The 23,732-nt window shown below is 36.9% G+C and carries 26 protein-coding genes and 1 other RNA gene; 14 read left to right on the forward strand and 13 right to left on the reverse strand.

Features of this window, described 5'->3' with window-relative positions; all coding sequences use genetic code 11:
- Nucleotides 1–175: 175 nt before the first annotated feature.
- From RE431_RS15280 to RE431_RS15295, 4 genes are read left to right on the forward strand one after another with little or no spacing between them, the layout of a single operon-like run.
- A complete protein-coding gene (locus RE431_RS15280; RefSeq protein ID WP_309562837.1) occupies nucleotides 176–736 on the forward strand; it encodes an RNA polymerase sigma factor in 561 nt (186 codons plus the stop codon).
- On the forward strand, nucleotides 726–1,289 hold the full coding sequence (locus tag RE431_RS15285; RefSeq protein WP_309562838.1) for a DUF4179 domain-containing protein: 564 nt from the start codon (nucleotides 726–728) through the stop codon (nucleotides 1,287–1,289). The genes RE431_RS15280 and RE431_RS15285 overlap by 11 nt, the downstream gene beginning before the upstream one ends.
- Entirely contained in the window at nucleotides 1,270–2,394 is a 1,125-nt protein-coding gene (locus RE431_RS15290; RefSeq protein ID WP_309562839.1) for a DUF4097 family beta strand repeat-containing protein, read from the forward strand. Before RE431_RS15285 ends, RE431_RS15290 begins: the two co-directional genes overlap by 20 nt.
- 22 nt (nucleotides 2,395–2,416) lie before the next feature.
- Nucleotides 2,417–3,139: a head GIN domain-containing protein gene (locus RE431_RS15295; protein ID WP_309562840.1), complete on the forward strand. Its 723-nt coding sequence runs from the start codon at nucleotides 2,417–2,419 to the stop codon at nucleotides 3,137–3,139.
- A gap of 45 nt (nucleotides 3,140–3,184) precedes the next feature.
- Here the strand turns inward: RE431_RS15295 and RE431_RS15300 are convergent, their stop codons facing one another.
- Both RE431_RS15300 and RE431_RS15305 read right to left on the reverse strand, forming a co-directional pair.
- The gene (locus RE431_RS15300; protein WP_309562841.1) at nucleotides 3,185–4,510 is read right to left on the reverse strand and encodes an MFS transporter; all 1,326 of its coding nucleotides are present in this window, start codon (nucleotides 4,508–4,510) and stop codon (nucleotides 3,185–3,187) included.
- Nucleotides 4,511–4,571: 61 nt separating this feature from the next.
- Nucleotides 4,572–5,393 (reverse strand): M48 family metallopeptidase, encoded by an 822-nt coding sequence (locus RE431_RS15305; protein WP_309562842.1) that lies wholly within the window; start codon nucleotides 5,391–5,393, stop codon nucleotides 4,572–4,574.
- Nucleotides 5,394–5,583: 190 nt separating this feature from the next.
- On the opposite strand from RE431_RS15305, the gene RE431_RS15310 reads away from it, so the two are divergent.
- The 5 genes from RE431_RS15310 (at nucleotide 5,584) to lpdA (ending at nucleotide 9,452) form a co-directional block, all read left to right on the forward strand.
- On the forward strand, nucleotides 5,584–6,462 hold the full coding sequence (locus tag RE431_RS15310; RefSeq protein ID WP_309562843.1) for an alpha/beta fold hydrolase: 879 nt from the start codon (nucleotides 5,584–5,586) through the stop codon (nucleotides 6,460–6,462).
- 19 nt (nucleotides 6,463–6,481) lie between these two features.
- Nucleotides 6,482–6,973: a peptide-methionine (R)-S-oxide reductase MsrB gene (gene msrB, locus RE431_RS15315; protein WP_309562844.1), complete on the forward strand. Its 492-nt coding sequence runs from the start codon at nucleotides 6,482–6,484 to the stop codon at nucleotides 6,971–6,973.
- A 2-nt stretch (nucleotides 6,974–6,975) separates the two neighbouring features.
- Complete coding sequence (gene msrB, locus RE431_RS15320; RefSeq protein ID WP_309562845.1) at nucleotides 6,976–7,368, forward strand: peptide-methionine (R)-S-oxide reductase MsrB; 393 nt, start codon at nucleotides 6,976–6,978, stop codon at nucleotides 7,366–7,368.
- A 16-nt stretch (nucleotides 7,369–7,384) separates the two neighbouring features.
- A complete protein-coding gene (locus RE431_RS15325; protein ID WP_309562846.1) occupies nucleotides 7,385–7,918 on the forward strand; it encodes a hypothetical protein in 534 nt (177 codons plus the stop codon).
- A 142-nt stretch (nucleotides 7,919–8,060) separates the two neighbouring features.
- Nucleotides 8,061–9,452, forward strand: coding sequence for a dihydrolipoyl dehydrogenase (gene lpdA, locus RE431_RS15330; protein WP_309562847.1), 1,392 nt, complete (start codon nucleotides 8,061–8,063; stop codon nucleotides 9,450–9,452).
- Nucleotides 9,453–9,542: 90 nt separating this feature from the next.
- On the opposite strand, the gene RE431_RS15335 is transcribed toward lpdA, so the two are convergent.
- The 4 genes from RE431_RS15335 to RE431_RS15350 form a co-directional block, all read right to left on the reverse strand.
- Nucleotides 9,543–10,271, reverse strand: coding sequence for a Dph6-related ATP pyrophosphatase (locus RE431_RS15335; RefSeq protein ID WP_309562848.1), 729 nt, complete (start codon nucleotides 10,269–10,271; stop codon nucleotides 9,543–9,545).
- 2 nt (nucleotides 10,272–10,273) lie between these two features.
- Nucleotides 10,274–10,693, reverse strand: coding sequence for a type II 3-dehydroquinate dehydratase (gene aroQ / locus RE431_RS15340; RefSeq protein ID WP_309562849.1), 420 nt, complete (start codon nucleotides 10,691–10,693; stop codon nucleotides 10,274–10,276).
- A gap of 345 nt (nucleotides 10,694–11,038) precedes the next feature.
- Nucleotides 11,039–11,671 carry a porin family protein gene (locus RE431_RS15345; RefSeq protein ID WP_309562850.1) on the reverse strand — a complete coding sequence of 211 codons (633 nt, stop codon included), beginning with the start codon at nucleotides 11,669–11,671 and terminating at the stop codon, nucleotides 11,039–11,041.
- A 126-nt stretch (nucleotides 11,672–11,797) separates the two neighbouring features.
- On the reverse strand, nucleotides 11,798–12,403 hold the full coding sequence (locus tag RE431_RS15350; RefSeq protein WP_309562851.1) for a porin family protein: 606 nt from the start codon (nucleotides 12,401–12,403) through the stop codon (nucleotides 11,798–11,800).
- Nucleotides 12,404–12,513: 110 nt separating this feature from the next.
- On the opposite strand from RE431_RS15350, the gene xerD reads away from it, so the two are divergent.
- Both xerD and RE431_RS15360 read left to right on the forward strand, forming a co-directional pair.
- A complete protein-coding gene (gene xerD / locus RE431_RS15355; protein WP_309562852.1) occupies nucleotides 12,514–13,410 on the forward strand; it encodes a site-specific tyrosine recombinase XerD in 897 nt (298 codons plus the stop codon).
- Nucleotides 13,411–13,487: 77 nt separating this feature from the next.
- Nucleotides 13,488–14,435, forward strand: coding sequence for an aldo/keto reductase (locus RE431_RS15360; RefSeq protein WP_309562853.1), 948 nt, complete (start codon nucleotides 13,488–13,490; stop codon nucleotides 14,433–14,435).
- A 73-nt stretch (nucleotides 14,436–14,508) separates the two neighbouring features.
- Here RE431_RS15360 and rny read toward each other — a convergent pair whose 3' ends face one another.
- The 4 genes from rny to RE431_RS15380 all read right to left on the reverse strand — a co-directional run bounded on the left by rny (nucleotide 14,509) and on the right by RE431_RS15380 (nucleotide 16,887).
- Nucleotides 14,509–16,071, reverse strand: coding sequence for a ribonuclease Y (gene rny, locus RE431_RS15365; RefSeq protein ID WP_309562854.1), 1,563 nt, complete (start codon nucleotides 16,069–16,071; stop codon nucleotides 14,509–14,511).
- 54 nt (nucleotides 16,072–16,125) lie between these two features.
- A non-coding RNA gene (ssrS, locus tag RE431_RS15370) (6S RNA) lies at nucleotides 16,126–16,242 on the reverse strand.
- A gap of 51 nt (nucleotides 16,243–16,293) precedes the next feature.
- On the reverse strand, nucleotides 16,294–16,587 hold the full coding sequence (locus RE431_RS15375) for a cell division protein ZapA (protein WP_108172195.1): 294 nt from the start codon (nucleotides 16,585–16,587) through the stop codon (nucleotides 16,294–16,296).
- A 9-nt stretch (nucleotides 16,588–16,596) separates the two neighbouring features.
- A complete protein-coding gene (locus tag RE431_RS15380) occupies nucleotides 16,597–16,887 on the reverse strand; it encodes a hypothetical protein (RefSeq protein ID WP_309562855.1) in 291 nt (96 codons plus the stop codon).
- 183 nt (nucleotides 16,888–17,070) lie between these two features.
- Between RE431_RS15380 and RE431_RS15385 the strand changes: the two genes are divergently transcribed.
- Entirely contained in the window at nucleotides 17,071–18,759 is a 1,689-nt protein-coding gene (locus RE431_RS15385) for a M23 family metallopeptidase (protein WP_309562856.1), read from the forward strand.
- Between the two features lie 84 nt (nucleotides 18,760–18,843).
- Here RE431_RS15385 and RE431_RS15390 read toward each other — a convergent pair whose 3' ends face one another.
- Nucleotides 18,844–19,992 (reverse strand): cysteine desulfurase family protein, encoded by a 1,149-nt coding sequence (locus RE431_RS15390; RefSeq protein WP_309562857.1) that lies wholly within the window; start codon nucleotides 19,990–19,992, stop codon nucleotides 18,844–18,846.
- Between the two features lie 88 nt (nucleotides 19,993–20,080).
- Here RE431_RS15390 and RE431_RS15395 point away from each other — a divergent pair, with 88 nt between their 5' ends.
- A complete protein-coding gene (locus RE431_RS15395) occupies nucleotides 20,081–21,136 on the forward strand; it encodes a hypothetical protein (RefSeq protein WP_309562858.1) in 1,056 nt (351 codons plus the stop codon).
- Here RE431_RS15395 and RE431_RS15400 read toward each other — a convergent pair.
- Both RE431_RS15400 and RE431_RS15405 read right to left on the reverse strand, forming a co-directional pair.
- A complete protein-coding gene (locus tag RE431_RS15400) occupies nucleotides 21,133–21,675 on the reverse strand; it encodes a Smr/MutS family protein (protein ID WP_309562859.1) in 543 nt (180 codons plus the stop codon). The genes RE431_RS15395 and RE431_RS15400 overlap by 4 nt on opposite strands.
- On the reverse strand, nucleotides 21,675–21,875 hold the full coding sequence (locus tag RE431_RS15405; RefSeq protein WP_309562860.1) for a hypothetical protein: 201 nt from the start codon (nucleotides 21,873–21,875) through the stop codon (nucleotides 21,675–21,677). The genes RE431_RS15400 and RE431_RS15405 overlap by 1 nt, the downstream gene beginning before the upstream one ends.
- Before the next feature lie 76 nt (nucleotides 21,876–21,951).
- Between RE431_RS15405 and RE431_RS15410 the strand changes: the two genes are divergently transcribed.
- Nucleotides 21,952–23,724 carry a hypothetical protein gene (locus tag RE431_RS15410; protein WP_309562861.1) on the forward strand — a complete coding sequence of 591 codons (1,773 nt, stop codon included), beginning with the start codon at nucleotides 21,952–21,954 and terminating at the stop codon, nucleotides 23,722–23,724.
- Nucleotides 23,725–23,732 lie beyond the last annotated feature (8 nt).

A 23,732-nucleotide genomic window follows, 5' to 3' on the forward strand; every position in this document is an offset into this window, starting at 1 on the left:
TGTTTAATTTTGATAAAGTTGTTTAAAAGCCCTGATAAATAAGGCTTTCAGTTTTATTTCAGATTTTCTATTTCAATTATTCAATTCCTGTGCCACGCTGGAACCAAAAGATTTTTTTCAAAAAGTGTAACAAATCAAATTAGAATACATCTTTATTACAGAAACCAAGTTTTAATTGACACCAACCATCACACATATTAAAGACCTGGTAGAACGTTGTCGCTTTGGCGATCAACGCGCTCAAATGGAAATTTATGATCGTTATTACAAAGCGATGTACAACACTGCTTATCGTATAACAGGTCATTCAGCTGAGGCGGAAGATATTATGCAGGAAGCTTTTTTAAACGCCTTCGTCAAGATTGAAAGCTTTAAAGAAAATTCCACTTTCGGTGCCTGGTTAAAACGTATCGTAGTGAACGAAAGCATTACTGCTTATAAAAAGATCGCAAAACTAGGTGAAGTCAGCTATAATGACGAGTTAAAGAACGAGGCAGATAGTGATGGAATCGCTTTGAATGAAGATGATATAAACAATAAAAAAGTTCGGTTAATCCTGAATCAGATCAAGACGCTTAAAGAAAACTATAGACTTGGTTTAACCTTGCACCTGATCGAAGGATACGACTACGAAGAAATTTGTGAAATAATGAATATTTCTTACGCAAACTGTAGAACGATGATTTCTCGTGCCAAGGAAAGCTTAAGAAAAAAATTGCAGGATCATGAAAAATAATGACTTTGACGAGTTATTCGATGAATTGAATTTTGATATCGAAGAACCTCATTCGGGACATAAAGAACGTTTTTTCAAAAAGCTTGATAAAGGTGCTACCGAAAAATCAAAAAATAATGGAAAAGCCAGGAATTTATGGACGCCTATTATGGCCATCGCCGCAAGCTTTCTCTTAGCCTTTTTCCTACTGGGTGATTTTGTGGGAACTAATGCTTCTGCGAAAAATTCAGATCTGGCCAGTATTTCACCGGAAATGAAGCAAACCCAAGAATTTTACACCGGGCTTATTTCTAAGGAACTTAATGCGCTGGATGCTGAAAAATCTCCTGAAACCGAAGCCATTATCAATGATGCTCTTGTACAAATGGAGAAATTGGAAAAAAGATACGAGACTTTAAGAAAGGATCTTGTAAATAGCGGGAAAGACAATAGAGTGATCCAGGCTATGATCCAGAATTTCCAGCAGAGAATAGACTTATTAAATAACGTTTTATCCCAAATTGAAAATATTAAAACACTAAAGAAACAAAATCATGAAAACAATATTATCTAGTATTTTAATCTTTGCCGTGCTCGCACCAGGATTACCCTATTTTGATGCTAACCTAGCACCTGAAACCTGTGTAGTTGAAAAAAACGAATTCAACGGAAAGCACACCAAGGAAAAAAAGATCAGGAAAGAATTCAATGTTAGCGCTAACTCCAATCTTAGCATTGACAATTCGTACGGAAATGTAGATATCACCACCTGGGATGAAAATCGCGTAGTTATTGAAGTCATTATCAAAACGAACGGAAATGATGAGGAAAAAGTTCAGGAAAAACTGGAAGAGATCAATGTAGAATTTGACCAGTCTTCATCAGGAGTAATTGCCAAGACAAGATTTTCTAAAGAAAACAAATCATGGTGGAAAAGCCTGACCAGCGGATTTGATAATGTGAATATGGAAGTGAACTACCTGATTAGAGCGCCGGAAGGCAATAATCTTGATATAGATAATGACTACGGCGGAATTTACATTGACAAAACTACAGGAAATGCAAAAATCTCCTGTGACTATGGGAAGATAGATATTGGTGAATTAAGAGGAAGGTCTAATTACCTTAATTTCGATTATACCAGAAGCAGCAGAATCGGTTATGTAACCAATGCCGAGATAAGAGCAGACTATTCAGATTATGAAGTAGAAGAAGCAGATCAATTGATCATTAGTGCAGATTATTCAAAATCTAAAATTGGAAAAGTTTCAAAAATGACTTTCAATTGTGATTACGGAAGTGTTGAAATTGATAAAGTAAAAGTTCTTGAAGGGAATGGCGATTACCTCACCACAAAAATTAATCGCGTTTTTACAGATTTAGAACTTAACTTAGACTACGGTTCACTTTCTATTGAAAAGGTCATTAAGGGTATCAGAAAAATAGAGATCAATACTGATTATGCCGGAGTAAAACTTGGTTTTGACCGTGAAATGAGCTTTCAGTTTGACGTTAGAACTTCTTACGGAGGAATCAAAGGTCTTGATGATCTTCAGGTTCAGAAAAGAGATCAGCAAAATAGTAGCAATTCCGTATCCGGGTATTATGGGTCACAGAATAGCGATTCAAAAATAAATATCGTTACCTCTTATGGAAGCGTAAATTTCAATAAACAATAATCATCCATCAAAAATTAAAATCATGAAAAAATCATTATTATTTCTAGCCGTCACTTTAGTATTTATGACTACCGCCTGCGCACAATGGGGAGGTAAAAAAGTAAGAGGAAATGGCGACATGGTTACTAAAACCAGAAGCGTAGGTTCATATGACGGAGTTCAGCTTGTAGGCTCCATGAACGTAGAATTAATTTCTGGAAGCGAAGGCAGTTTAGAAGTTAAAGCAGAAAGTAACCTGCAGGAATATATAGAAACTGAAGTGAAGAACGGAAAACTTAAGATTTCAACCAAAGAAGGCTATAACCTTCAACCGAAAGATGATATCCTTATCACTGTACCAGTTGAAAGTATAGAATTAGTATCAGTTACCGGATCAGGTGACATCTGGACCAAAGACAAATTAGAATCTTCTAATATGAAAGTTCAGGTTACAGGTTCAGGAGATCTTATGCTCGATCTTGAAGTTAGGGATCTTAAAGGAATGGTTACAGGATCTGGAGATATTAAACTTCGAGGAAGAAGCCAGAATTTTGATTGTACCGTAACCGGAAGTGGAGATTTTGAAGCTTATGACCTTCAGGCTGAAAATGTAGAAGCCAGAGTTTCAGGTTCTGGTGATATCATGGTTTACGCAAGCAAGTCTTTAAAGGCATCGGTATCAGGTTCCGGGGATATTGTATATAAAGGAAATCCTGAAAAACAAGATTTTAAAACAAATGGGTCTGGAAGTGTATCTTCCCATTAATCAAATATCAAACAGTTTTGAAAACCTGCCTTAGTGCAGGTTTTTTTATTGCTGAACTTTTTTCTTGGGTACTCGCATTAATAAGAATACACCCGCAATAAAAAAGATTACGAGGAACAGTATGGCATTTCTTACACTTCCGGTATGTTGAGCTACAAAACCATACAAAGACATTCCTATCACGATCCCAATTTTCTCAGAAACATCATAAAAACTGAAATAACTGGCAGTATCTATGGAATTCTCCGGTAACATTTTAGAATAGGTTGATCGGGATAAAGATTGAATCCCTCCCATTACAAGACCAACTGATGCCGCCGCAAAATAGAATTGAACCGGTGAAGTTATGAAATAAGCATAACCACAGATCGCGATCCAGATAAGATTTATAAAAATCAAGATCTTTACATCACCATTTTTTATCGCCAGTCTGGAAGTAAGGGTTGCACCTGCTACAGCTACCAACTGTATTAGCAAAATACTTACAATAAGACCTGTGGTTGGATCCTGGTCTCCCCATTCCAGTTCTTCTATCCCGAAATATGTTGCAATTAGCATAATGGTTTGAACTGCCATGCTATAAACAAAAAATGCCACTAGATATCGTTTCAATGTTTTATTATGCTTGATAGACTTCCAGATCTTATTCAGCTCTTTGAAACCATTGAATAGCACATCGTTTGTTAGCCTAGCTTTTTTATTTCCTTTCGGCAGATAATAATAAGTATACTGACTAAAGACGATCCACCATACTCCAGTGAGTACAAAAGATAACCTTGTTGGCAAACCTTCGTCTTCAAAGCCAAACCAGTCATATTTCAGGATCATTATAAGGCAGATGATCAATAGTATTACGCTACCAACGTACCCAAGAGAAAATCCTTTGGCACTAGCTTTATCCTGTTGCTCTGGAAAAGCGATATCTGGCAGGTAAGAATTGTAAAAAACCAGACTGGACCAGAAACCAATTAATGCTAGAAAATAACAGAGTAGTCCGAACCATAGGTATTCTAGATTGAACCAGAATAATCCAATACAGGAAAAGGCCCCTAGGTAGCAAAAGAATTTCAGGAAATTCTTCTTATTCCCAATATAATCTGCAATTCCCGAAAGAAACGGGCTTAGAAAACTAACTACCAGAAAAGCAGCTGCAGTAACGTAACTAATAAGGGTATCATTATTAAAATCTATTCCGAGGAAGGTTACGGTATCATTTATCTTATTGCCTTCACTATCTTTTATAATAGTTAGCGCTCCGTAAAAGATTGGAAAGATCGCTGAAGATATAACTAAGCTATAAACTGAATTAGCCCAATCGTAAAATGCCCATGCATGTATTAGCTTCTTACTTCCTTTAGGTAATTGCTTCATGCCCTAAAAATAGAAAAAGCCACCGAATTTGGTGGCTTTTCAATTTTATTTTTAGCTTATCTTATTTAAAACTGGTAGTTCCGTATTTTCTTGCTTCCGCCATTGCTTCCGGAGCCCACTTTGTTAGATTGTTAATCCTTGTTTGAGTAGATGGGTGAGTACTTAGAAATTCCGGTGGAGCCTGTCCACTACTATTCTGTTGCATTCTCTTCCAAAGTTCTGGTGCTTCTCTAGGATCATATCCTGCGATAGCCATTAAAGTCAGTCCAATTCTATCAGCTTCAGATTCATGACCTCTACTAAATGGTAGCATCACTCCAACAGTGGTTCCAAGACCGTATGCCTGGGCAAAGATCTGTTGTGTACTTTCACTTCTACCGCTAACTGCAACAGATCCTGCAACTGCTCCTAATTGTTGTAATTGTGCTGCACTCATTCTTTGTGCACCGTGATCTGCTAGTGCGTGTGCGATCTCATGAGCCATTATAGTAGCCAGACCATTCGTATTTTGAGCTTCGTCAAGAATTCCTGTATAAACAACTACTTTTCCTCCAGGCATTGCAAACGCGTTAGCCTGATCATCCTTTACAAGATTGAATTCCCATCGGAAATCTGTCATAAATCCCTGGTAACCGTTAGCATTCAAATAACGTTCAGCTGCATTTACGATATTCTGGCCAAGGTTTTGAATTTCCCTCGCTTCAGCAGAGCCTCTTTCAACTTCAGCTTCATTCAAAAATTGATTATACTGCTCAAAGGATGCAGGGAATAACTGGTCATTTGAAACAAAATTCAAATTTCTTTCACCTGTAAATGGATTGGTTTTACATGATACTACTAGTAATAATGCACTTAACCATACAAAGGTATTTTTAAACTTCATGATTTTTGGTTTTTAGATACCTAAAAGTACAAAAGCAGTTAGTATAGCTGCTGATGGTTTAAGTATGATTTAACACTAAGTAGAGTTTCAAAAACAATACCATTGTTGATATTTGCAGTGTTCGTAAGGCCTGAGACATATCTCAGGAAGTATGTTATAAAAAATATAATAGAATTCGGAATTCTTAAATATGACTAAAAAAATTAAAGATAAAACTCCAGTTCAGAGACTTCTCGTTCCTTCATATATACTAGGGATTTCAAGATTTCTAACTGTAGTATCTCCATTTCTCGCCAGTAGATTCGCGGCGAAACTATTTCTCACTCCTTTTAAATATAAATTACCAGAAAGAGAAAAAAATATGGATTCCAATTCTGTTCAGGAAAAACATTTAGTTCCATCTATGAACAGGGAAATAATTACATATGAATACGGTGAGGGCAGCAAAAAAATATTATTGGTACATGGATGGAGCGGAAGAGGGACTCAATTGGCTAAAATAGCGGAGGCATTAGAAAAGAAAGGTTATCAGATTATAAGTTTTGATGCACCGGCTCATGGTAAAGCTGAAGGCAAGATGAGTATGATGCCATTTTTTATTCAGGCCGTTCATTTTCTGAACGAAAATTACGGTCCATTCGAAGCTGTAATCGGGCATTCTCTTGGAGGTATGTCTGCCCTTAGAGCTATCAGTGAAGGTATGCAGACCAACAAGTTAGTAATTATAGGAACTGCTAATAATATTACGGAGATCACTCAACATTTTGCTGAAAATATGAAGATGAATCATAAAGTCGCCGCAAAAATGAAAAAATACCTGGATAACAGGTTTAATGAAGATATGGATACTTTATCCGGTGCAAGGTCAGCAGAAAATGTAAAGATCCCAACGCTTGTAATACATGACGAGCATGATGTGGATGTAAAGATCAACTCTGCTCATGAGATACATGAAGCACTGGATAATAGCGAGTTAATGATTACAAGCGGATTAGGTCACCGACGTATTTTAGGCAATCCAGAAGTAATTAACAAAATAACAACTTTTATCGCGGCACAATCTTTGTAATTTTATGAAAAAGATGAGCATGAAAAAGTTATTATTATTTACCGTATTATCTGTTTTTCTAATTAGTTGCAACGGAAATGCGCAGAAGAAATCGGATAAAAAATCTTCAGAAAATTATGAAGTTTCTAAAACTGAAGCTGAATGGAAAGCTGAGCTTACCTCTGATCAATATGCAGTTTTAAGAAACGCAGCTACCGAAACTCCTTTTACCAGTGATCTACTCGACATCAAGGAGCCAGGAACATTTGTTTGTGCAGCCTGCGGACAGGAATTATACGAAACTAAATATAAGTTTAAGAGTGGTACGGGATGGCCAAGTTTTGATAGAGCCATTGAAGGTGGTGTTGCCTACGGTAGTGATTCTAAATTAGGCTACCAGAGGGATGAAGTTCATTGTGCAAGATGCGGTGGTCATTTAGGACATGTATTTAATGATGGTCCTGCTGAAACTACCGGGAAAAGACATTGTATCAATGGCGTGGCCATGAAGTTTATCGCCGAAGAAAAATAAGCATGAAGAAATATAATATAGAAAAGTCTGAAGAAGAATGGAAGAAAGAGCTTTCTCCGGAACAGTATAGAATTCTCAGAGAAAAAGGAACTGAAGCTCCCAATTCGGGAAAATATAATCTTCATTTTGATGAAGGAGAGTATAAATGTGCTGCCTGTGGTGAAAAACTTTTTGAAAGCGATTCAAAATTTGAAAGCGGCTGTGGATGGCCCAGTTTTGATGATTCCATTGAAGGTAAAGTAGAATATGTGCAGGATAGGACCTTTGGAATGATTCGCACAGAAATTCTTTGTTCTAACTGCGGAAGCCATCTTGGCCACGTTTTTGATGATGGACCTACAGAGACTGGACAGCGTTACTGTGTAAACTCTGCCAGCATTGAATTTAATAAATAACTAAATCCGATAAATCATGAAAAAATTTTTATCACTAATAGTATTGACAAGTTTGTTTTTTGTTTCATGTTCTTCAGACGGAGATCAAGGACCACAAGGCCCTCCAGGAGAAGATGGAGTTAATATTGTAGGTCAGGCTTTTGAAGTTACAGGTGTTGATTTTGTAGCACCAGATTATTCTATATTCGCTGATATCCCTGGAGAAATTGAAGTTTTGCCATCAGATATCGTACTGGTTTACTGGCTTGAGGATATAGATGATAACGATAATGACATCTGGAGCCTTATCCCTCAAACGATTTATTTCGAAGACGGACAATTCCAGTATACTTATAATCATACAGATTTTGATGTGAATATTTTTCTGCAAGGAGATATAGATCTTGCAACATTGGGAGATTTTTATACTCAAGATCAGATCTTTAAGGTAGTTGTACTTCCGGTAGATTATTACGCGAACAATCCTAATGTAGATGTAAGTACTTACCAGAACTTAAAAGCCTCATTAAATATTAAAGAAACTAATTTAAAATCGAAAGCTCATAAATAAATTTCGATTGATATCATTTGAAAGCCTGTGTTTGTAAATACGGGCTTTTTTTTATGCTTTTATCCTACGTAAGTCACTTTCAGTTTAGGGTTTAATTCCTTAAATTTGCAAACTCTATAACCAGATTCAAAATATTCCGAATATGAGTAAATATGATATTATAGTTTTAGGTAGTGGCCCGGGTGGTTATGTAACTGCAATCCGCGCTTCACAATTAGGTTTTAAAACTGCGATTGTAGAAAAGGAAAGCCTTGGTGGTGTTTGCCTTAACTGGGGATGTATCCCAACGAAAGCGCTTCTAAAAAGTGCAGAGGTTTTTGATTACCTGAAACATGCTGAAGATTACGGCCTAAAACTTGAAAAAGCTGACAAGGATTTTGGAGCTGTGGTAAAAAGAAGTCGTGATGTAGCAAATGGAATGAGCAAAGGTGTTCAATTCCTTATGAAAAAGAATAAGATCGATGTTCTTGAAGGATTCGGAAAATTAAAATCTGGAAAGAAAGTAGAAGTTACTGATAGTAAAGATAAGAAAACCGAATATCAGGCAGATAATATTATTGTTGCTACCGGAGCTCGTTCAAGAGAACTTCCAAATCTTAAGCAGGATGGTAAAACCGTTATAGGTTACCGTGAAGCTATGACGCTTGAAAAGCAACCAAAGAAAATGATCGTGGTTGGTTCAGGAGCAATCGGAGTTGAATTCGCGCACTTTTATAACTCTATGGGAACTGAAGTAACCGTAGTAGAATATTTACCAAATGTGGTGCCATTAGAAGATGAAGAAGTTTCTAAGCAATTCGAAAGAAGTATCAAGAAAGCTGGCATCAAGGTAATGACCAACTCTTCAGTAGAAAGCGTGGAGAAGAAAGGTGGAAAAGTGATCGCTACAGTGAAAACTAAAAAAGGCGAAGAAAAACTTGAAGCTGATATTGTTCTTTCTGCAGTTGGAATTAAAACAAATATTGAAAATATCGGTCTAGAAGATCTAGGCATCAAGACTGAAAAGGATAAGATCGTTGTAAACGATTTCTACCAGACTAATGTTTCTGGAGTATATGCTATTGGTGATGTAGTTCATGGACCTGCACTTGCTCACGTTGCTTCTGCAGAAGGTATACTTTGTGTAGAAAAGATCAAGGGAATGGATGTTCAACCATTAGATTATGGTAATATTCCTGGATGTACCTACGCAACACCAGAAATTGCTTCAGTTGGTATGACAGAAAAACAAGCTAAAGAAGCTGGTTACGAATTGAAAGTTGGAAAATTTCCATTTTCAGCTTCTGGTAAAGCAAAAGCGGCTGGAAAGTCTGATGGATTTGTAAAAGTTATCTTCGATGCAAAATACGGAGAATGGTTAGGTTGCCATATGATTGGTGCCGGAGTTACAGATATGATCGCTGAGGCAGTTTTAGGTAGAAAACTTGAAACTACCGGTCATGAAGTATTAAAAGCTGTTCACCCTCACCCAACGATGAGTGAAGCCGTTATGGAAGCTGTTGCAGCTGCCTACGACGAAGTGATCCACTTATAAGAATTAAATACAAAACAGAAAAGTCCCGCTTTCATTAGAAATGCGGGACTTTTTTTATTTATATAGATTGAATATTATAGGCTCTTTAATCTAATCTTCAGGCATAAGATCACAGAAACAGAATTCAGTATCCCAGGATTTCTGGTCATCCTGAAAGCAATCATCATCGTTTCCGGAAGCTGATTTGTAAGATCTACGCACCTTCTCACCTATTTCAAACTTCAATGGTGAATTAAAAATTGGTCCGTCAAAAACGAAAGTATGAAATTCACCATTTTCTCCGCAGGGATCTACGTCTTCAGGAAGATTCTGGATAAAATCATTGTCTAAGATCTTTCCGCAGAAAGAATCATCCAGATACTTTGAATTGGTACAAACCACGATCGCTTTAAAACCCAGATCAATAAAATCTCTCAGCAATTTAGAAGTGTCTTTTTTCCAAAGGGGAAATATCGCATTTAATCCAACTGAATCTAATTGTTGTTCCCGATAAGCCTTAAGATCCTCAAGAAATATATCCCCGAATACGCTATGGGTAAATCCTTCCTGGATCATAGAATCTGTGGCAGACTTCATTTTAGAGTTATACTCCTCCATGCTGGTTTCAGCATCCAATTCAACTATTTGCAACGGAAGTCCCAGACATTCGGCTTGCTTCAGCAATAATTCATTTCGAACACCATGCATCGTTACCCTGTCTACATCTATGTTTACAGTAGTTAGCAACTTTTCAATCATAAATTCTTTTTGAAGTCTTGAGTAATAAAGAGCAAGCGCTGAATCTTTGCCACTACTCCAGTTTAGATATGCTTTATCCATTTCTAATCTTTTAGAAAACTCTGGATCGCCAGGTCATAGCTTTGCAACCCAAAACCAACGATCACTCCTTTGGCGTTTGGCGAAATAAAGGATTTATGCCTGAAGTCTTCACGGGAGAATGTGTTGGAAATATGAACTTCAACTACCGGAATATCAATTGCAGCAATTGCATCTCCTATTCCTACAGAAGTATGTGTGTATGCCGCAGCATTCAGGATAACACCATCAAAAACTTCTCTGGCATTCTGGATCTTATCGATTAATTCTCCTTCTATATTCGTCTGACCGTAAGACAGCTCTACATTTCTAAATTTGAACTGAAGGTCAGAAAAATAATCTTCAAAACTTTTATTACCATAGGTCTCAGGTTCTCGAGTACCGAGCAAATTTAAGTTTGGGCCATTAAGAATAAGTAACTTCATATGGTAAAAGTAAAAAATAAAGACATAAAAAAGCAGGTTTAAAACCTGCTTTGATTTTTTAGAATTTAAACTTGCTTTATTTTCATTGGTTATTCCTAAAAATAAACACGATCCTGCTAATTGAGCTAGCGGATCGTAATATGGGTCTGAATTATCATTGAATCTGGTCTGGTTAAATACTGATTCAATATATTCAGCGGTAATGCCTAATTTTGAAGTTTTCTCATTTTCTTCAGATTATTGAGATTGGGCACAAAATGGCAGAATCGCCTATAATCACGATAAGGCTAAGTATTCTATAGCTGAATCACAAAAATTCATAATTTCAAAATCAATAAGAAATATTTAAAACGAGTATCCAGCTGAAAGTTGCACTACCCTGTTTTTATTATTTCCCTGTAAGCCGCCATCTGGTGCAAGTACAAAATCGGTCATTCCTAGATTATACCTGATATCAAAGAAAATTCCAGAATCTAATGCATATTCAAATCCGCCAGAGATTGCAAAGTCCACTTTATGCAATTGGTTTTCTAAACCATTAGATCTGAATTCCTGTTCCCCTTCATATTCCAGGTCCAATTCAAGAGCAGAGTTAACAAGGAAACCAACCTGAGGCCCTAACTGAACGCTAAGGTTGGGAGTTATATAATATTCGGCGAGAACTGGAACATTTATATAGTCGGTTTTTACCTGAACATTCCCCAATTGCAAAATTTCGTAATAAGCGAAATAGTCATCTTCAGCATCTGCTCCCTGAGTTGAATACAAAACTTCCGGTTGAATGGAAAATTTATCAGTTAAAGAGAATTCAGCCATAAAACCTGCATTGAAACCAATGCGAGGACTGAATCCGTCGGTTTGATGACCGCTGATGTTAGAATAATTCAAGCCTAATTTAGGTCCGAAAGAAATATCCTGTGAATAGATAATTGTAGAAAAGGTCATAAAAAGGCCAGCGATGCATAATTTTTTAAGCATAAGAATTTTAATTGATGAATTACAAACATAGACTTTTTAAGCAGTTTTATAAAAACTGGGTTAAATGAAAACATAAAAAAAGCGAAGATAAGATCTTCGCTTTTCATTTTCATAGGTGATTATTAATTAGAACTGGAACCCAACTCCTAATTGAATACCGTTGTTCTTAATGGCATCATCATCAAAGTTATCACTATCAAAAGCATCAGTGAAACCTAAAACATATCTACCATTCAGGAAAAACCCGTTGTTAAATTTGTAAGAAGCACCAACTGCTCCACCAAATTCGAAAGTACTGGCAAATTCAGAATCTGCTTCAAAATCTAAAGTATTGCTTTCAAAATCATATTCTTCTTCTACAAGAAAGTTAAAAGATGGACCAGCTTCCAGAGCAAGACCGTCTATCACATAAAATTTAGCGATCAAAGGAACCTGAACATAATCTAATTGATACTCTCCTTCAACTCTGTCTCCTGCAAAAATTCTACTTGCTTCAGTACCCTGAGTAGAATACAATACCTCTGGCTGAACTGAGAAACGATCACTTACCGGGATTTCTGCAAGAACACCAAGGTGAAAACCTGTTCTACTGTTGTTGTCTTCAAATCCGTCTGAAGTCATATTAGTGAAATTCACACCACCTTTAACTCCAAAATTCCAATATTCCTGTGCATTAGAAGATGCACCGAATCCAATAATCGCAATTGCTACTAATAAAAATGTCTTTTTCATCATTTTCCGTTTTTGTTTGAGCCAAAAGTAGGATACAGCTTGTTAAAAAAAAGTTAGCCAAGCTTAAATTATTATTAAGACTAATAGCCCTATCTTCTTATCTTTAACACATGAAATGGCAGAATGCGCTACAGGATTATCGACATTATTTAAAGCTTGAACGCGGGCTTTCAGCGAATTCCATAGAAAATTACAGTCTCGATGTGATCAAATTGATGAATTACCTGGACGTTAATAAAATCGAGATCAGTCCGGTTAAAATTACTGACAAAAACATTCAGGAATTCATTTACAGCGTCTCGAAAGAACTTAATGCAAGATCTCAATCCAGGTTGATTTCAGGATTACGTAGCTTCTTCGGTTTCCTTGTATTTGAAGATTACCGTAAGGATAATCCTTTAGATCTAATGGAGTCACCTAAAATTGGTCGTAAACTTCCTGACACCATATCAATAGCTGAAGTTGACAGAATAATAGCCGCAATAGATCTTAGTAAAAATGAAGGTGAAAGAAACAGAGCGATCATTGAAACCTTATATGGTTGTGGCCTGCGAGTTTCTGAATTGATTGACCTGAAGATTTCAGATCTATTCTTTGAAGAGGGATTTATTAAAGTTACAGGAAAAGGAGATAAACAGCGTTTTGTACCAATTTCAGAATACACGGTAAAATTCATCAATATCTATAAAGATGAAGTAAGAAGCCATCAGAATATCAAACCTGAGGCAACAGATACTTTATTCCTAAATCGCAGGGGAAACGGATTAACCCGAGCGATGATCTTTACAATCGTAAGAAGACTTACTGAAGCTGCAGGAATCAGGAAAAAAGTGAGTCCGCATACCTTCAGACATTCCTTTGCTACACATTTGCTTGAAAACGGCGCCGACTTGAGAGCCATTCAGCAAATGCTTGGTCACGAAAGTATCACCACGACCGAAGTTTATGTTCATGTAGACAGATCTCATCTAAGACAGGTCATGGAAGAATTCCATCCCCGAAAATAGATATTAAAATTCTGCTAAACCAAACCTATTCTTTTCTGTAAATACGCATTCTTCTTAACTTCATAAAAAATTGAATTATGAAGAAATTAAAATTTAAGAATGGTGATACAATGGACGCCATAGGTCTTGGAACCTGGAAGTCTGAAAAAGGTAAGGTCACCGAAGCAGTAAAGATCGCACTGAATAATGGTTATAGGCATATAGACTGTGCAGCCACCTATGGTAATGAAGCTGAAGTTGGTGAAGCATTTTCACAAGTTTTTAAAGATGGAAAGGTAAAGCGCGAAGATGTTTGGGTTACTTCCAAATTATGGAACAATGCTCATAAGAAAGAAGATGTGATACCGGCACTTAAGGAGACGCTTAATGATCTTCAATTAGATTACCTAGATCTATATCTTATACACTGGCCAGTCGCCTTTAAACCCGACGTAGCCTTCCCTGAAAAAGCAGAAGACTATCTTTCTCTGAAAGAAGCACCCTTGATTGAAACCTGGAACGAAATGGTTAAAGCAAAAGAACAGGGATTGGTCAAGCATATAGGAGTTTCTAACTTCAGTATTCCAACTTTAGAATCATTAATGAAAGATACAGATCATACTCCGGAGATGAATCAGGTAGAACTGCATCCTTATTTGCAGCAAAACAAACTATTGGAATTTTGCAGTAAGAATGGAATCAATGTTACTGCCTATTCACCGTTGGGAAGTGGAGATAGACCAGATGCCATGAAAGCTGCAGATGAACCTTCTCTTCTTGAAAATCCAACTATCATTAAAATTGCCAAAAAGCATGGAGCAAGTCCGGGACAGATCCTGATAAAATGGAGCGAACAGAGAGGTACTGCCGTGATCCCAAAATCAACCAATGAAGAACGTATCAAGCAGAATTTAATGAGCGCTGGATTTCAATTGAACGAAGATGATATGAATTCCATTGCAGATCTGGATTATCATTTTAGATATGTTACCGGTAAGTTTTTTGAAACTGAAGGGAACTCTTATGACAATATCTATGACGATTAATCAGAATATATAGGAATAAAAAAAGGCCGATCAGTTGATCGGCCTTTTTTTATTGTAATAATTGTAATTTGAATTATTTTGCAACGTTCACAGCTCTGGTTTCACGAATTACCGTGATCTTCACCTGACCTGGATATGTCATATCTGTTTGAATTTTCTGAGAAATCTCGAAAGATAGGTTAGATGCTTTTTCATCTGACACCTTTTCACTTTCAACAATTACCCTAAGCTCTCTACCGGCCTGGATAGCATAAGCTTTCTTCACACCACCAAAACCAAAAGCGATCTCTTCAAGATCTTTTAATCTCTGGATGTATGAATCAAGCACCTGTCTTCTTGCTCCCGGTCTTGCACCACTAATGGCATCACATACCTGTACGATAGGAGAAAGTAATGAGTTCATTTCTATTTCATCATGGTGAGCACCAATAGCATTACAAACTTCAGGTTTTTCTCCGTGTTTTTCTGCCCATTGCATACCTAAGATCGCGTGAGGTACTTCTGTTTCAGTTTCAGGCACTTTACCAATATCGTGAAGTAATCCTGCACGTTTAGCTAATTTTGGATTTAAACCAAGTTCTGCAGCCATTACTCCACAAAGTTTTGCCACTTCTCTAGAGTGTTGCAGAAGGTTCTGACCATAAGATGAACGATACTTCATTCTACCAACCATCTTTATCAATTCTGGTTGTAAACCATGGATTCCAAGATCGATCACAGTTCTCTTACCTATATCGATAATTTCTTCTTCGATCTGCTTACGTGTTTTCTTTACCACTTCCTCGATTCGGGCGGGGTGAATACGACCATCAGTTACCAATTTATGCAATGATAATCTCGCAACTTCTCTTCTTACTGAATCAAAACAGCTAAGAATGATCGCTTCAGGAGTATCATCTACGATGATCTCTACACCGGTAGCAGCTTCCAGAGCTCTAATGTTTCTACCTTCACGACCAATAATTCTACCTTTTACATCATCGCTCTCCAGGTTGAATACAGATACACAGTTTTCAATTGCTTCTTCTGTACCAATTCTCTGAATAGTATTGATAATGATCTTTTTTGCTTCCTGTTGAGCGGTAAGCTTAGCCTCTTCAACAGTGTCCTGAATTAAAGACATAGCATCTGCCTTAGCTGTATCTTTTAAAGATTCGATTAATTGTGCTTTGGCATCTTCAGCTGAAAGTCCTGAGATAACTTCTAACTGCTGAACTTTACTATTATGAAGCTTATCTATTTCTTCCTGTTTTTTATCAAGAAAATCCAGTCTATGATTATAATCAGCTACCTTCTCTTCAAGGTCTTTATTCAATTTCTTATTCTTACCTAATTCGTTAGATACATGAGACTCTTTATCCTTGATTCTCTTTTCAGCATCATTGATCTTCTTGTCTCTTGAAAGAATCACCTTTTCATGCTCAGACTTCAATTCAATGAATTTCTCTTTAGCCTGAAGTATCTTGTCTTTCTTGATACTCTCACCTTCAGCCTTCGCTTCTTTAATGATGCTATTCGCTTCTTTCTTAGCGCTAGCAATCGTATTAGAGGCCTGTTTCTTTTCGAGCATCTTTGCTATTGCAAATCCCAGTGCGAGACCTACAACCGCGGCAATGATTATAACTAATATGTCCATTCGTTTCTATTTAGTATATATATAAAAAAGCCTGTATTAGTTGTGTTTTGTATTAAACTCCTTAAAATCAAGTTTAGGACTAACAAGTTGATCAAGAATCCGCTCTCCCAAAAGGGACACGGCACGCTTTTACAACCTAGACTCATCCTTTTTAAAGAATTCGTGTTGAGTTTATCAAAAAAGCACTAATACAGGCAGTAACCTTTATTTTATTTAAAGAACTTAAGAGGTTAAATGTTGCTGCAGCAGTTCGTTAAGTGACCTTAACTTCTCTTCTGCTTCAATCATTTCACTCGAATTATCAATATTCTTTTGCTCGGTTTGGGCAGCGAACTGCAATGCACACATTGCAAGAACATCCTGTTTATCCCTAACCGCATAGCTTTGCTCAAATTGCTTGATCATCGCCTCGATCTTCTTTGCCGCCTTACGCAAACCTTCTTCCTGGCTAGGTTGAATTGTAAGCGGATATACGCGGTCTGCAATCGATATTTTGATCTTCAGTTTATCTTCCATGATGACAAATTATTCAGATAACTGAACTATGCATTGATCTATCTCTCTGATCAAACTGTTTATTTTGAGCTTTGTTTCTCTTTTATGGTCGGTACTGCCAAGCATCGCATTTGCAGCTTTTAAGGTCTGAACCTGCTCCTGTGAAGATTGTAAATCTCCTTCCAGTTTCTCATATTCAGATTTTACAGATGTCAACTCTTTCTGAAGAGATTCATTAGCCTGCTTCATAACATCATATTTATGAAGTAGTTTGCTGATTCTATTCTCAAGGTTATCAACTATTTCTGTAATTTCACTCATAAGCTCTAAAACCGATGTGAACCCTTACAAAGTTAACATACGCTTTGAAATATCCCAATACTTTTTTAGCTGTTTTCAAATAATAATCAACAATAGCGATAATTCTCTGTTACCAAGCTGTTTAATTTTGACATAAGTTTGATTAACTTTACAGCAGGTTTAAATTTGAATACCCCTAGATTTATGAAGAGAGCGACAAGCCTACTATTCCTTATTTTATTTTCAACTTTACAAGCACAGAATGATCTTCCGCAAGATTATTTTGCCAATCCCTTAGATGTGCCCATCGTATTAGCCGGAACCTTCGGCGAATTACGTTCCAATCATTTTCACAGCGGACTTGATATTAAAACTCAACAACGCGAAGGCCTGGAAGTAAAAGCTTCAGCTGCTGGATATATAAGTCGAATCAACATTCAGCATTATGGCTACGGAAAAGCCCTTTACATTCAGCATCCAAATGGATATACCACGGTTTACGGGCATTTGCAAAAGCTAGCACCTAAACTGAAGGAATACCTTAGAAAACAGCAATATTCAAAAGAATCTTATGAGATAGAACTATTCCCTGAACCGGGAGAACTCTCTGTAGAACAAGGTGAATTAATAGCCTTTAGCGGAAATACAGGTGGTAGCGGTGGACCTCACCTTCACTTTGAAATTCGTGATGGCAGCCAGCGCCCAATGAACGCTCAGATGTTTGGTTTAGAGGTTCCAGATACTAAAAAACCCATGATCGAAGGTTTATTCGCCTATCCGCTTGGAGATGATGCGCATGTAAATAATTCTCAGGAGCGTCAGAAGTTAAGACTCATTCCTTTAAATGATGGAACATACACCGTAAACCAGGTTGAAGCATGTGGTGAAATAGGCTTTGGTATATCTACTGTAGATCAGCAAGATGGAGCTTACAATCATAATGGGGTTTTCAGAATTGAAGCAAGCTTAAATGGCGATCAGGTTTTTGAAGTAGATTTCGACAAATTCTCCTTTGCTGAAACCAGACATCTAAACCAATTAATAGATTACGAATATTACGCTAATAATAAAAGCAGGATACAAAAGCTTTTCAGAACCCCAAGTAATCCTTTGAGCATTTACGGGAATCTAAATGAAGAAGGTAAATTAAATGTAAAAGACAGTCTTGATTATCAATATACCATCAAAGTAACCGATTATAAAGGAAATGAAAAACTCGTAAGAGTTCCTATCAAAGGCCAGATAAGTGATAACATCAAAAAACGGGATAAAAAGGAAACAGATTTTCTGGCCAGCGCAAACAATGGATTATCGGCAAAGCAGGGTAAAATTGATGTGTATATCCCTGGCGGAAGTTTATACGAAGACGCTTACCTGGACATAGATTTTACAGATGATGCCGTAGTAGTTCATAAGGATGAGATCCCGGTGCACAAGAATTTCACCATCGGTTTTGATGTAAGCGAATATCCTGCAGAAGAAAGGGAGCAGCTATTTATCGCCAGGCTTTCAGATTACGGAAGACCAAATTATTCAACAACTTATAAAAAGGGAAACAGGTTCACTACAGGTACCAGGACTTTTGGAAAATATACTCTAGCTAAAGATTCTACAGCTCCCAGAGTTTCGCCTGTTAATTTTTACGACGGTCAGTGGATCTCAAGCAATGAGACTTTGAAAGTAAAGATCTCAGATGATCTTTCAGGTATTGAAGCATACAGAGCAACGGTAAACGGAAAATTTATTCTGATGGAGTATGAGTATAAGAATAATACTTTGACGCATTATTTCTCAGATAATGTACTTTCAGAAACCGAAAATAACCTGAAAGTGATCGTGACAGATAATGTTGGAAATACTACCACATACACCGCAAAGTTTTTCCGAAAGTAAGATCGTAAGATCAACAAGAACGGTACTATAATAAAAAAGGCTGAATTTAGATTCAGCTTTTTTATTTTATATGGATTCAGAATATCAACTCTCGATAAATTCCTTTAAAGTTTTTACTACGTAATCTATTTCCTCCTTAGTATTATATCTGGAGAATGAGAATCTAAGCGAAGGCTTTTTAAGATCATTTTCTCCAAGGAATGCGTTCAATACATGAGAACCTTTATCACTTCCACTCTGGCAGGCACTTCCTTTAGAACAGGCAATTCCTTTAAGATCTAATTGAAATAAAAGCATTAAAGCCTTCTCCTCGCTTACCGGTAAACATACATTAATAAGTGTATAAGTACTTTTTTCAAGATTGCCAGATTCTCCATTGAACTTCACTCCCGGAATTTCCATTTCTAAAGATTCGATAAAGTGCTTTTTAAGGCCAACAGTATATTCTTGCTCTTCTTCTAAATTTTCATAAGCCAGTTTAAGAGATTCCTCTAAACCTACAATATTATGCACGCCTTCGGTTCCTGCTCGGTGACCTCTCTCCTGCTCTCCTCCAAAAATCAAAGGCTTCAACCCGGAATTTCGCCTTACAAAGGCAAAACCGACTCCTTTTGGACCGTGAAATTTGTGTGCACTTACAGCAGTGAAATCAACAGGGATTTCATTGAGGTCTAAATTAAAATGCCCTATAGATTGTACGGTATCTGAATGAAAAAGAGCATTGTAAGATTTTACAATTTCAGCCGTTCTTTTTAGATCGATCATATTCCCGATTTCATTGTTCACATGCATAAGACTTACCAGTGTCTTTTTCTCTGAACTCTTTAACCGGTTTTCCAGGTCTTCCAGATCAACATTTCCTTTAGCGTCCAGACCAACATATTCAACTTCAACATCAAAACAATCCTTCAGCTGATCCACGGTATAAAGTACTGCATGATGCTCGATTCTGGATGTGATAATTCGTTCAACTTTAAGGTCTCTAACTGCAGAATTCAAAGCAAGGTTATCTGCCTCTGTTCCTCCAGAGGTGAATACAATTTCTGAAGCTTTTACATTAAGAATTCCCGCAACGGTCTTTCTGGCCTGTTCTACAAGCGATTTAGAAGACCTCCCGAAACTATGGGTAGATGAAGGGTTTCCGTAATTTTCTTTTAATACGCGGGCCATTTTATCGACCACTTCCTCCCTTAACTGGGTAGTAGCTGCTGAATCAAAATACACATTTTCCATAGGTCGCAAAATTAACGGAAATAAAATAATTTCCTACATCTCTTCCTTATAAGTTTGATTCCACTATTTTTGTTGAAAAAGCATCTTTATGAGACGTTTGTTATTCGGATTATTTTCTCTGGCCCTTTTTGCATCCTGCGATGATGGAGAAATCATTGTTACTAATTTTGATTTTGAAGATAGCACCGTAAATTTCTGTGAAGGGACGAATAAAAACGTGTTTTATTCAGTAAACAATAACGATGTTTTTGAGTCAATATCTCTGGAATTCAGAAATAGTGTACTGGAAATTGATGATGAAGGTAAAATTGTACCACCAGAGGAAGAGGAAATTTCTTTTAACCTTACCGGTGACGGAAGTGGTGACAATAGAATTATCTATAGAATCTTTAGAGCTGAAGTTCCTAATGATTATTTCTGTAATGTAGTCCCTCCAAGTCAGCCTGCAGTAGTTGAGGAATGGATAAGTGGTACCGGAGCAACTGTTTACATCACAAGAAGTTTTGGAGATGAAACCGGTCAGGCAGATGCAGACGGTGATGGCTTGAATAATATTCAGGAAGGTTGGAATGCTGAAGGGACAAATTTAACCGACACAGATGGAGATGGGATTCCAGATTACCTGGATGTAGATGATGACGGCGATAATGTACTTACAAGAATAGAACGAGAGAATGACAATAATGATCCCGTAAATGCAGATGGAGAAAGAGATACCGACGAAGATGGTATTCCTAATTACTTAGATAATGACGACGATGATGACGGAGTATTAACTCGTTATGAGGTTGATCCTAACGATCTAGACCCTTCCTCCTTAGAAAATCCCACTCTGTTTTCCAGTACGGGAGATGGAATTGCAAATTATTTAAACGACGAGCAGACCATAGAGACCTTGCATAATGAGTTTATTGACAATAAAATTAATCGTAGATATAATTACAGGATCATTGTTGAAGATCTAAAATTCACTAAACAGGATGGTTCTGGAGAATCTATTTTATATGATTCTTTTGACTTCGGCACTTATTCAGAATCTGGAATTGAAGTTGTTTTATGCCCTGATGGCGATCCAGACTGCCCGGAGAACGATGAGACAACAGATGAGACTGAAGAAGAAACTGATGAGGAGACTACGAACTAAGGATTCTGAAAAATATAAACTTCAGTAGCTCCCAGGCCATATTTCTGGTAATCGGCATCATAAAATTTAATATTGGAATACCTTCCAAGTAAATACTCCAGTTCCATTTTAAGCACACCCTCTCCTACTCCATGAATAAAAACGATCTTCTGGATTCGCTTTCTCATGGCAAATTCCAGCTTGTGTCTGGCCGTATCAAGTTGAAGATTCAGCATTTCATGATTAGACATATTTCGGGAAGATTTCACCAATTGATGAATATGAAGGTCAACTTCCATTGGTGGAGCAGATCTCTCCTTTGGCTTGATACGATTTGACTTTGGTTTTTTAGCAGGTGTCTTCTCTTTCAGAATTTCTTCAAAATCAAAATCAGAAACATCAATATCAGATTTAATTTTCACCAGGTGATCTTCAGAAAATTTCATAATGAAACCATCTTCGGTCTTTATCTCAACCTGATCGCCATTGACATTCTGAACGATCCCGCTTAAATCATCATCCAGCAGCTCCACTTTATCTCCGGGTGAAAAATCTTTCATTACTCCTTTTTTTCTGAATCGTTTTCATGATCGTCTTTGGTAGCAACCCAGAAATTCGTTGCACGATATAAACCAAGCATGATTATTATAAGGCCAATAATCTTAAAATAAGGGCTTGCATCGTCTACAGATATTGTATAAAGAAGAAAGGCTCCACCTATAACAATAAGAGCAGTATTGATTACTTGTGAGTTATTCATTTTCAGTAAGTTAAAAAACTTTCTTTGGTAAATTGAAATGCTTTATTGATTACATTTATGCAAATTTATGGCTTTCATGAAGCTTACAATCCTTTTTTTACTGATTTTTAGTCCGACCCTCCTTCTGGCTCAGCTATATATCTCTCCTTCAGAACATTCTGATAGTTATCTCTATGCGCGTGATCGATTGATCTATGTCGAGAAGGAGATTAATCTGTATAAAAACGATAAGGCTGAAACAGAAGCGAGTTTATATTTACGTAAATCTGCTCAGCTTCTTCAAGGTGATAAAACTGGAAACCTTAATAAAGGTGATGGTTTGCTCTCGGTTTATCAAAGAGGAACCTCAAATGCTTTCGACTATAATTATTGGGGATTGCCGGTTCTGGTGATAGGCGAAAAAGGCCAATTAAACGATTATCTGTATGATCTGCTTTCGAATACAGATAGTAGAAAAGCGAAATTGATTTCAGCTCTAGATGGCAGTAGTAGTCCCTTAAGTATCTCTAACCGTTGGATCTACACCTATGCTGGCTCAAATTATTCCAACTGGCAATATCTTGGAGATCATTTTGACCTATTACCCGGCGAGGGCTTTAGTATGAAAGGAGTGAATGGAAATAACTCCAGTCTTATTGAATCTGAAACTATTAATCCCGGCTCATCCCAGCTGTACGATTACCGCGGAACGCCTAATGATGGTATAATCTCTTTACCGATTAAAATAGACCAGATACTACTTTTAGGAAACCCTTATCCTTCAGCTTTAGATCTTGATAGGTTTCTTTTCGATAATACAGCTTCGACTGGAATAGCTTACTTCTGGGATTCTAAAAAAGATGGAAACACACATTATGTGTCGGAGTATGAAGGTGGTTACGGTATTTACAGTCCCGGCACTGGAATATATCTCCCGCCAGTATTCAAGAAAGGTTTTTCAAATGAAATAACCGGTGAAACAGGTAGAATCTATCCCAGATCAAAAATGCCAATCGCTCAGGGCTTTATGGTCATTGGTAAAAAAGACGGTGAAATTATATTTCAGAATTCACAAAGAATATATCAAAAGGAAAAGCCTGAGGTCTCTGTATTCAAATCTTCTGAGTCAGATATTCAATCCTTTATTCTAAATATTGAAATGGATTCTACTTATATCCGTCAATTAGCTTTGGCTTTTAGAAATGACTCCACCGTAGATGAAGATCATGCTATGGATGCCAGGAACATGGATTCTAATTTAGATGATTTTAGCTGGATAATAGACAACGAAGCTTTTCTCATCAATGTTCGGCCGAAATTAGATGAAGAATTAATTCCTTTAAATATTAAACTTTCAAAAGCATCTACCATTAATTTTTCTATTTCGAATATTTCAAATTTTGATCCTGATCGCATATTTATCTACGATTCCAAAGACGATCTATATTTTGGAATTAAAACCGGATCACTTAAGATCAATTTAGTTGAAGGTGATTATAAGGATCGGTTTTTTGTTAGTTTTATTGAAAAATTACCAACTGAAGATACCCAGCATGACGAGCCAGCTAGGGATGAAACTCCCGAAAATTCCGGCTTTGAAAAAAAACCACCTATAGTATTACTTAATACCATAGATATTTTTCAGAATAATCTGCAGGAACAGTTAGAGATCAAAATTCTATACGATACAGAATTGAGTAATATCAAGATCTACGACCTCAATGCCAAGCTATTTCTAAATCATAACTTTAAGGCCAAAGAAAAAGAATTTAATTTTTCAACTGGGAATTTAAGTAATGCTCTTTATATTGTTAAGGTGAAAACAACCGACAATAAAGAGCTAACTAAGAAAATTGGCGTTAAGCATTGAGCAATTTT

The sequence above is a fragment of the Christiangramia sediminicola genome (assembly GCF_031344135.1).
GTDB classification, from domain to species: Bacteria; Bacteroidota; Bacteroidia; order Flavobacteriales; family Flavobacteriaceae; genus Christiangramia; species Christiangramia sediminicola.

What these genes read in the sequence shown, in the direction of transcription:
- RE431_RS15285 (WP_309562838.1), top strand. Translation starts at nt 726, where the DNA reads ATGAAAAATAATGACTTTGACGAGTTATTCGATGAATTGAATTTTGAT.
- RE431_RS15290 (WP_309562839.1), top strand. Translation starts at nt 1,270, where the DNA reads ATGAAAACAATATTATCTAGTATTTTAATCTTTGCCGTGCTCGCACCA.
- RE431_RS15295 (WP_309562840.1), top strand. Translation starts at nt 2,417, where the DNA reads ATGAAAAAATCATTATTATTTCTAGCCGTCACTTTAGTATTTATGACT.
- RE431_RS15300 (WP_309562841.1), bottom strand. Translation starts at nt 4,510, where the DNA reads ATGAAGCAATTACCTAAAGGAAGTAAGAAGCTAATACATGCATGGGCA.
- RE431_RS15305 (WP_309562842.1), bottom strand. Translation starts at nt 5,393, where the DNA reads ATGAAGTTTAAAAATACCTTTGTATGGTTAAGTGCATTATTACTAGTA.
- RE431_RS15310 (WP_309562843.1), top strand. Translation starts at nt 5,584, where the DNA reads ATGACTAAAAAAATTAAAGATAAAACTCCAGTTCAGAGACTTCTCGTT.
- msrB (WP_309562844.1), top strand. Translation starts at nt 6,482, where the DNA reads ATGAAAAAGTTATTATTATTTACCGTATTATCTGTTTTTCTAATTAGT.
- msrB (WP_309562845.1), top strand. Translation starts at nt 6,976, where the DNA reads ATGAAGAAATATAATATAGAAAAGTCTGAAGAAGAATGGAAGAAAGAG.
- RE431_RS15325 (WP_309562846.1), top strand. Translation starts at nt 7,385, where the DNA reads ATGAAAAAATTTTTATCACTAATAGTATTGACAAGTTTGTTTTTTGTT.
- lpdA (WP_309562847.1), top strand. Translation starts at nt 8,061, where the DNA reads ATGAGTAAATATGATATTATAGTTTTAGGTAGTGGCCCGGGTGGTTAT.
- RE431_RS15335 (WP_309562848.1), bottom strand. Translation starts at nt 10,271, where the DNA reads ATGGATAAAGCATATCTAAACTGGAGTAGTGGCAAAGATTCAGCGCTT.
- aroQ (WP_309562849.1), bottom strand. Translation starts at nt 10,693, where the DNA reads ATGAAGTTACTTATTCTTAATGGCCCAAACTTAAATTTGCTCGGTACT.
- RE431_RS15345 (WP_309562850.1), bottom strand. Translation starts at nt 11,671, where the DNA reads ATGCTTAAAAAATTATGCATCGCTGGCCTTTTTATGACCTTTTCTACA.
- RE431_RS15350 (WP_309562851.1), bottom strand. Translation starts at nt 12,403, where the DNA reads ATGAAAAAGACATTTTTATTAGTAGCAATTGCGATTATTGGATTCGGT.
- xerD (WP_309562852.1), top strand. Translation starts at nt 12,514, where the DNA reads ATGAAATGGCAGAATGCGCTACAGGATTATCGACATTATTTAAAGCTT.
- RE431_RS15360 (WP_309562853.1), top strand. Translation starts at nt 13,488, where the DNA reads ATGAAGAAATTAAAATTTAAGAATGGTGATACAATGGACGCCATAGGT.
- rny (WP_309562854.1), bottom strand. Translation starts at nt 16,071, where the DNA reads ATGGACATATTAGTTATAATCATTGCCGCGGTTGTAGGTCTCGCACTG.
- RE431_RS15375 (WP_108172195.1), bottom strand. Translation starts at nt 16,587, where the DNA reads ATGGAAGATAAACTGAAGATCAAAATATCGATTGCAGACCGCGTATAT.
- RE431_RS15380 (WP_309562855.1), bottom strand. Translation starts at nt 16,887, where the DNA reads ATGAGTGAAATTACAGAAATAGTTGATAACCTTGAGAATAGAATCAGC.
- RE431_RS15385 (WP_309562856.1), top strand. Translation starts at nt 17,071, where the DNA reads ATGAAGAGAGCGACAAGCCTACTATTCCTTATTTTATTTTCAACTTTA.
- RE431_RS15390 (WP_309562857.1), bottom strand. Translation starts at nt 19,992, where the DNA reads ATGGAAAATGTGTATTTTGATTCAGCAGCTACTACCCAGTTAAGGGAG.
- RE431_RS15395 (WP_309562858.1), top strand. Translation starts at nt 20,081, where the DNA reads ATGAGACGTTTGTTATTCGGATTATTTTCTCTGGCCCTTTTTGCATCC.
- RE431_RS15400 (WP_309562859.1), bottom strand. Translation starts at nt 21,675, where the DNA reads ATGAAAGATTTTTCACCCGGAGATAAAGTGGAGCTGCTGGATGATGAT.
- RE431_RS15405 (WP_309562860.1), bottom strand. Translation starts at nt 21,875, where the DNA reads ATGAATAACTCACAAGTAATCAATACTGCTCTTATTGTTATAGGTGGA.
- RE431_RS15410 (WP_309562861.1), top strand. Translation starts at nt 21,952, where the DNA reads ATGAAGCTTACAATCCTTTTTTTACTGATTTTTAGTCCGACCCTCCTT.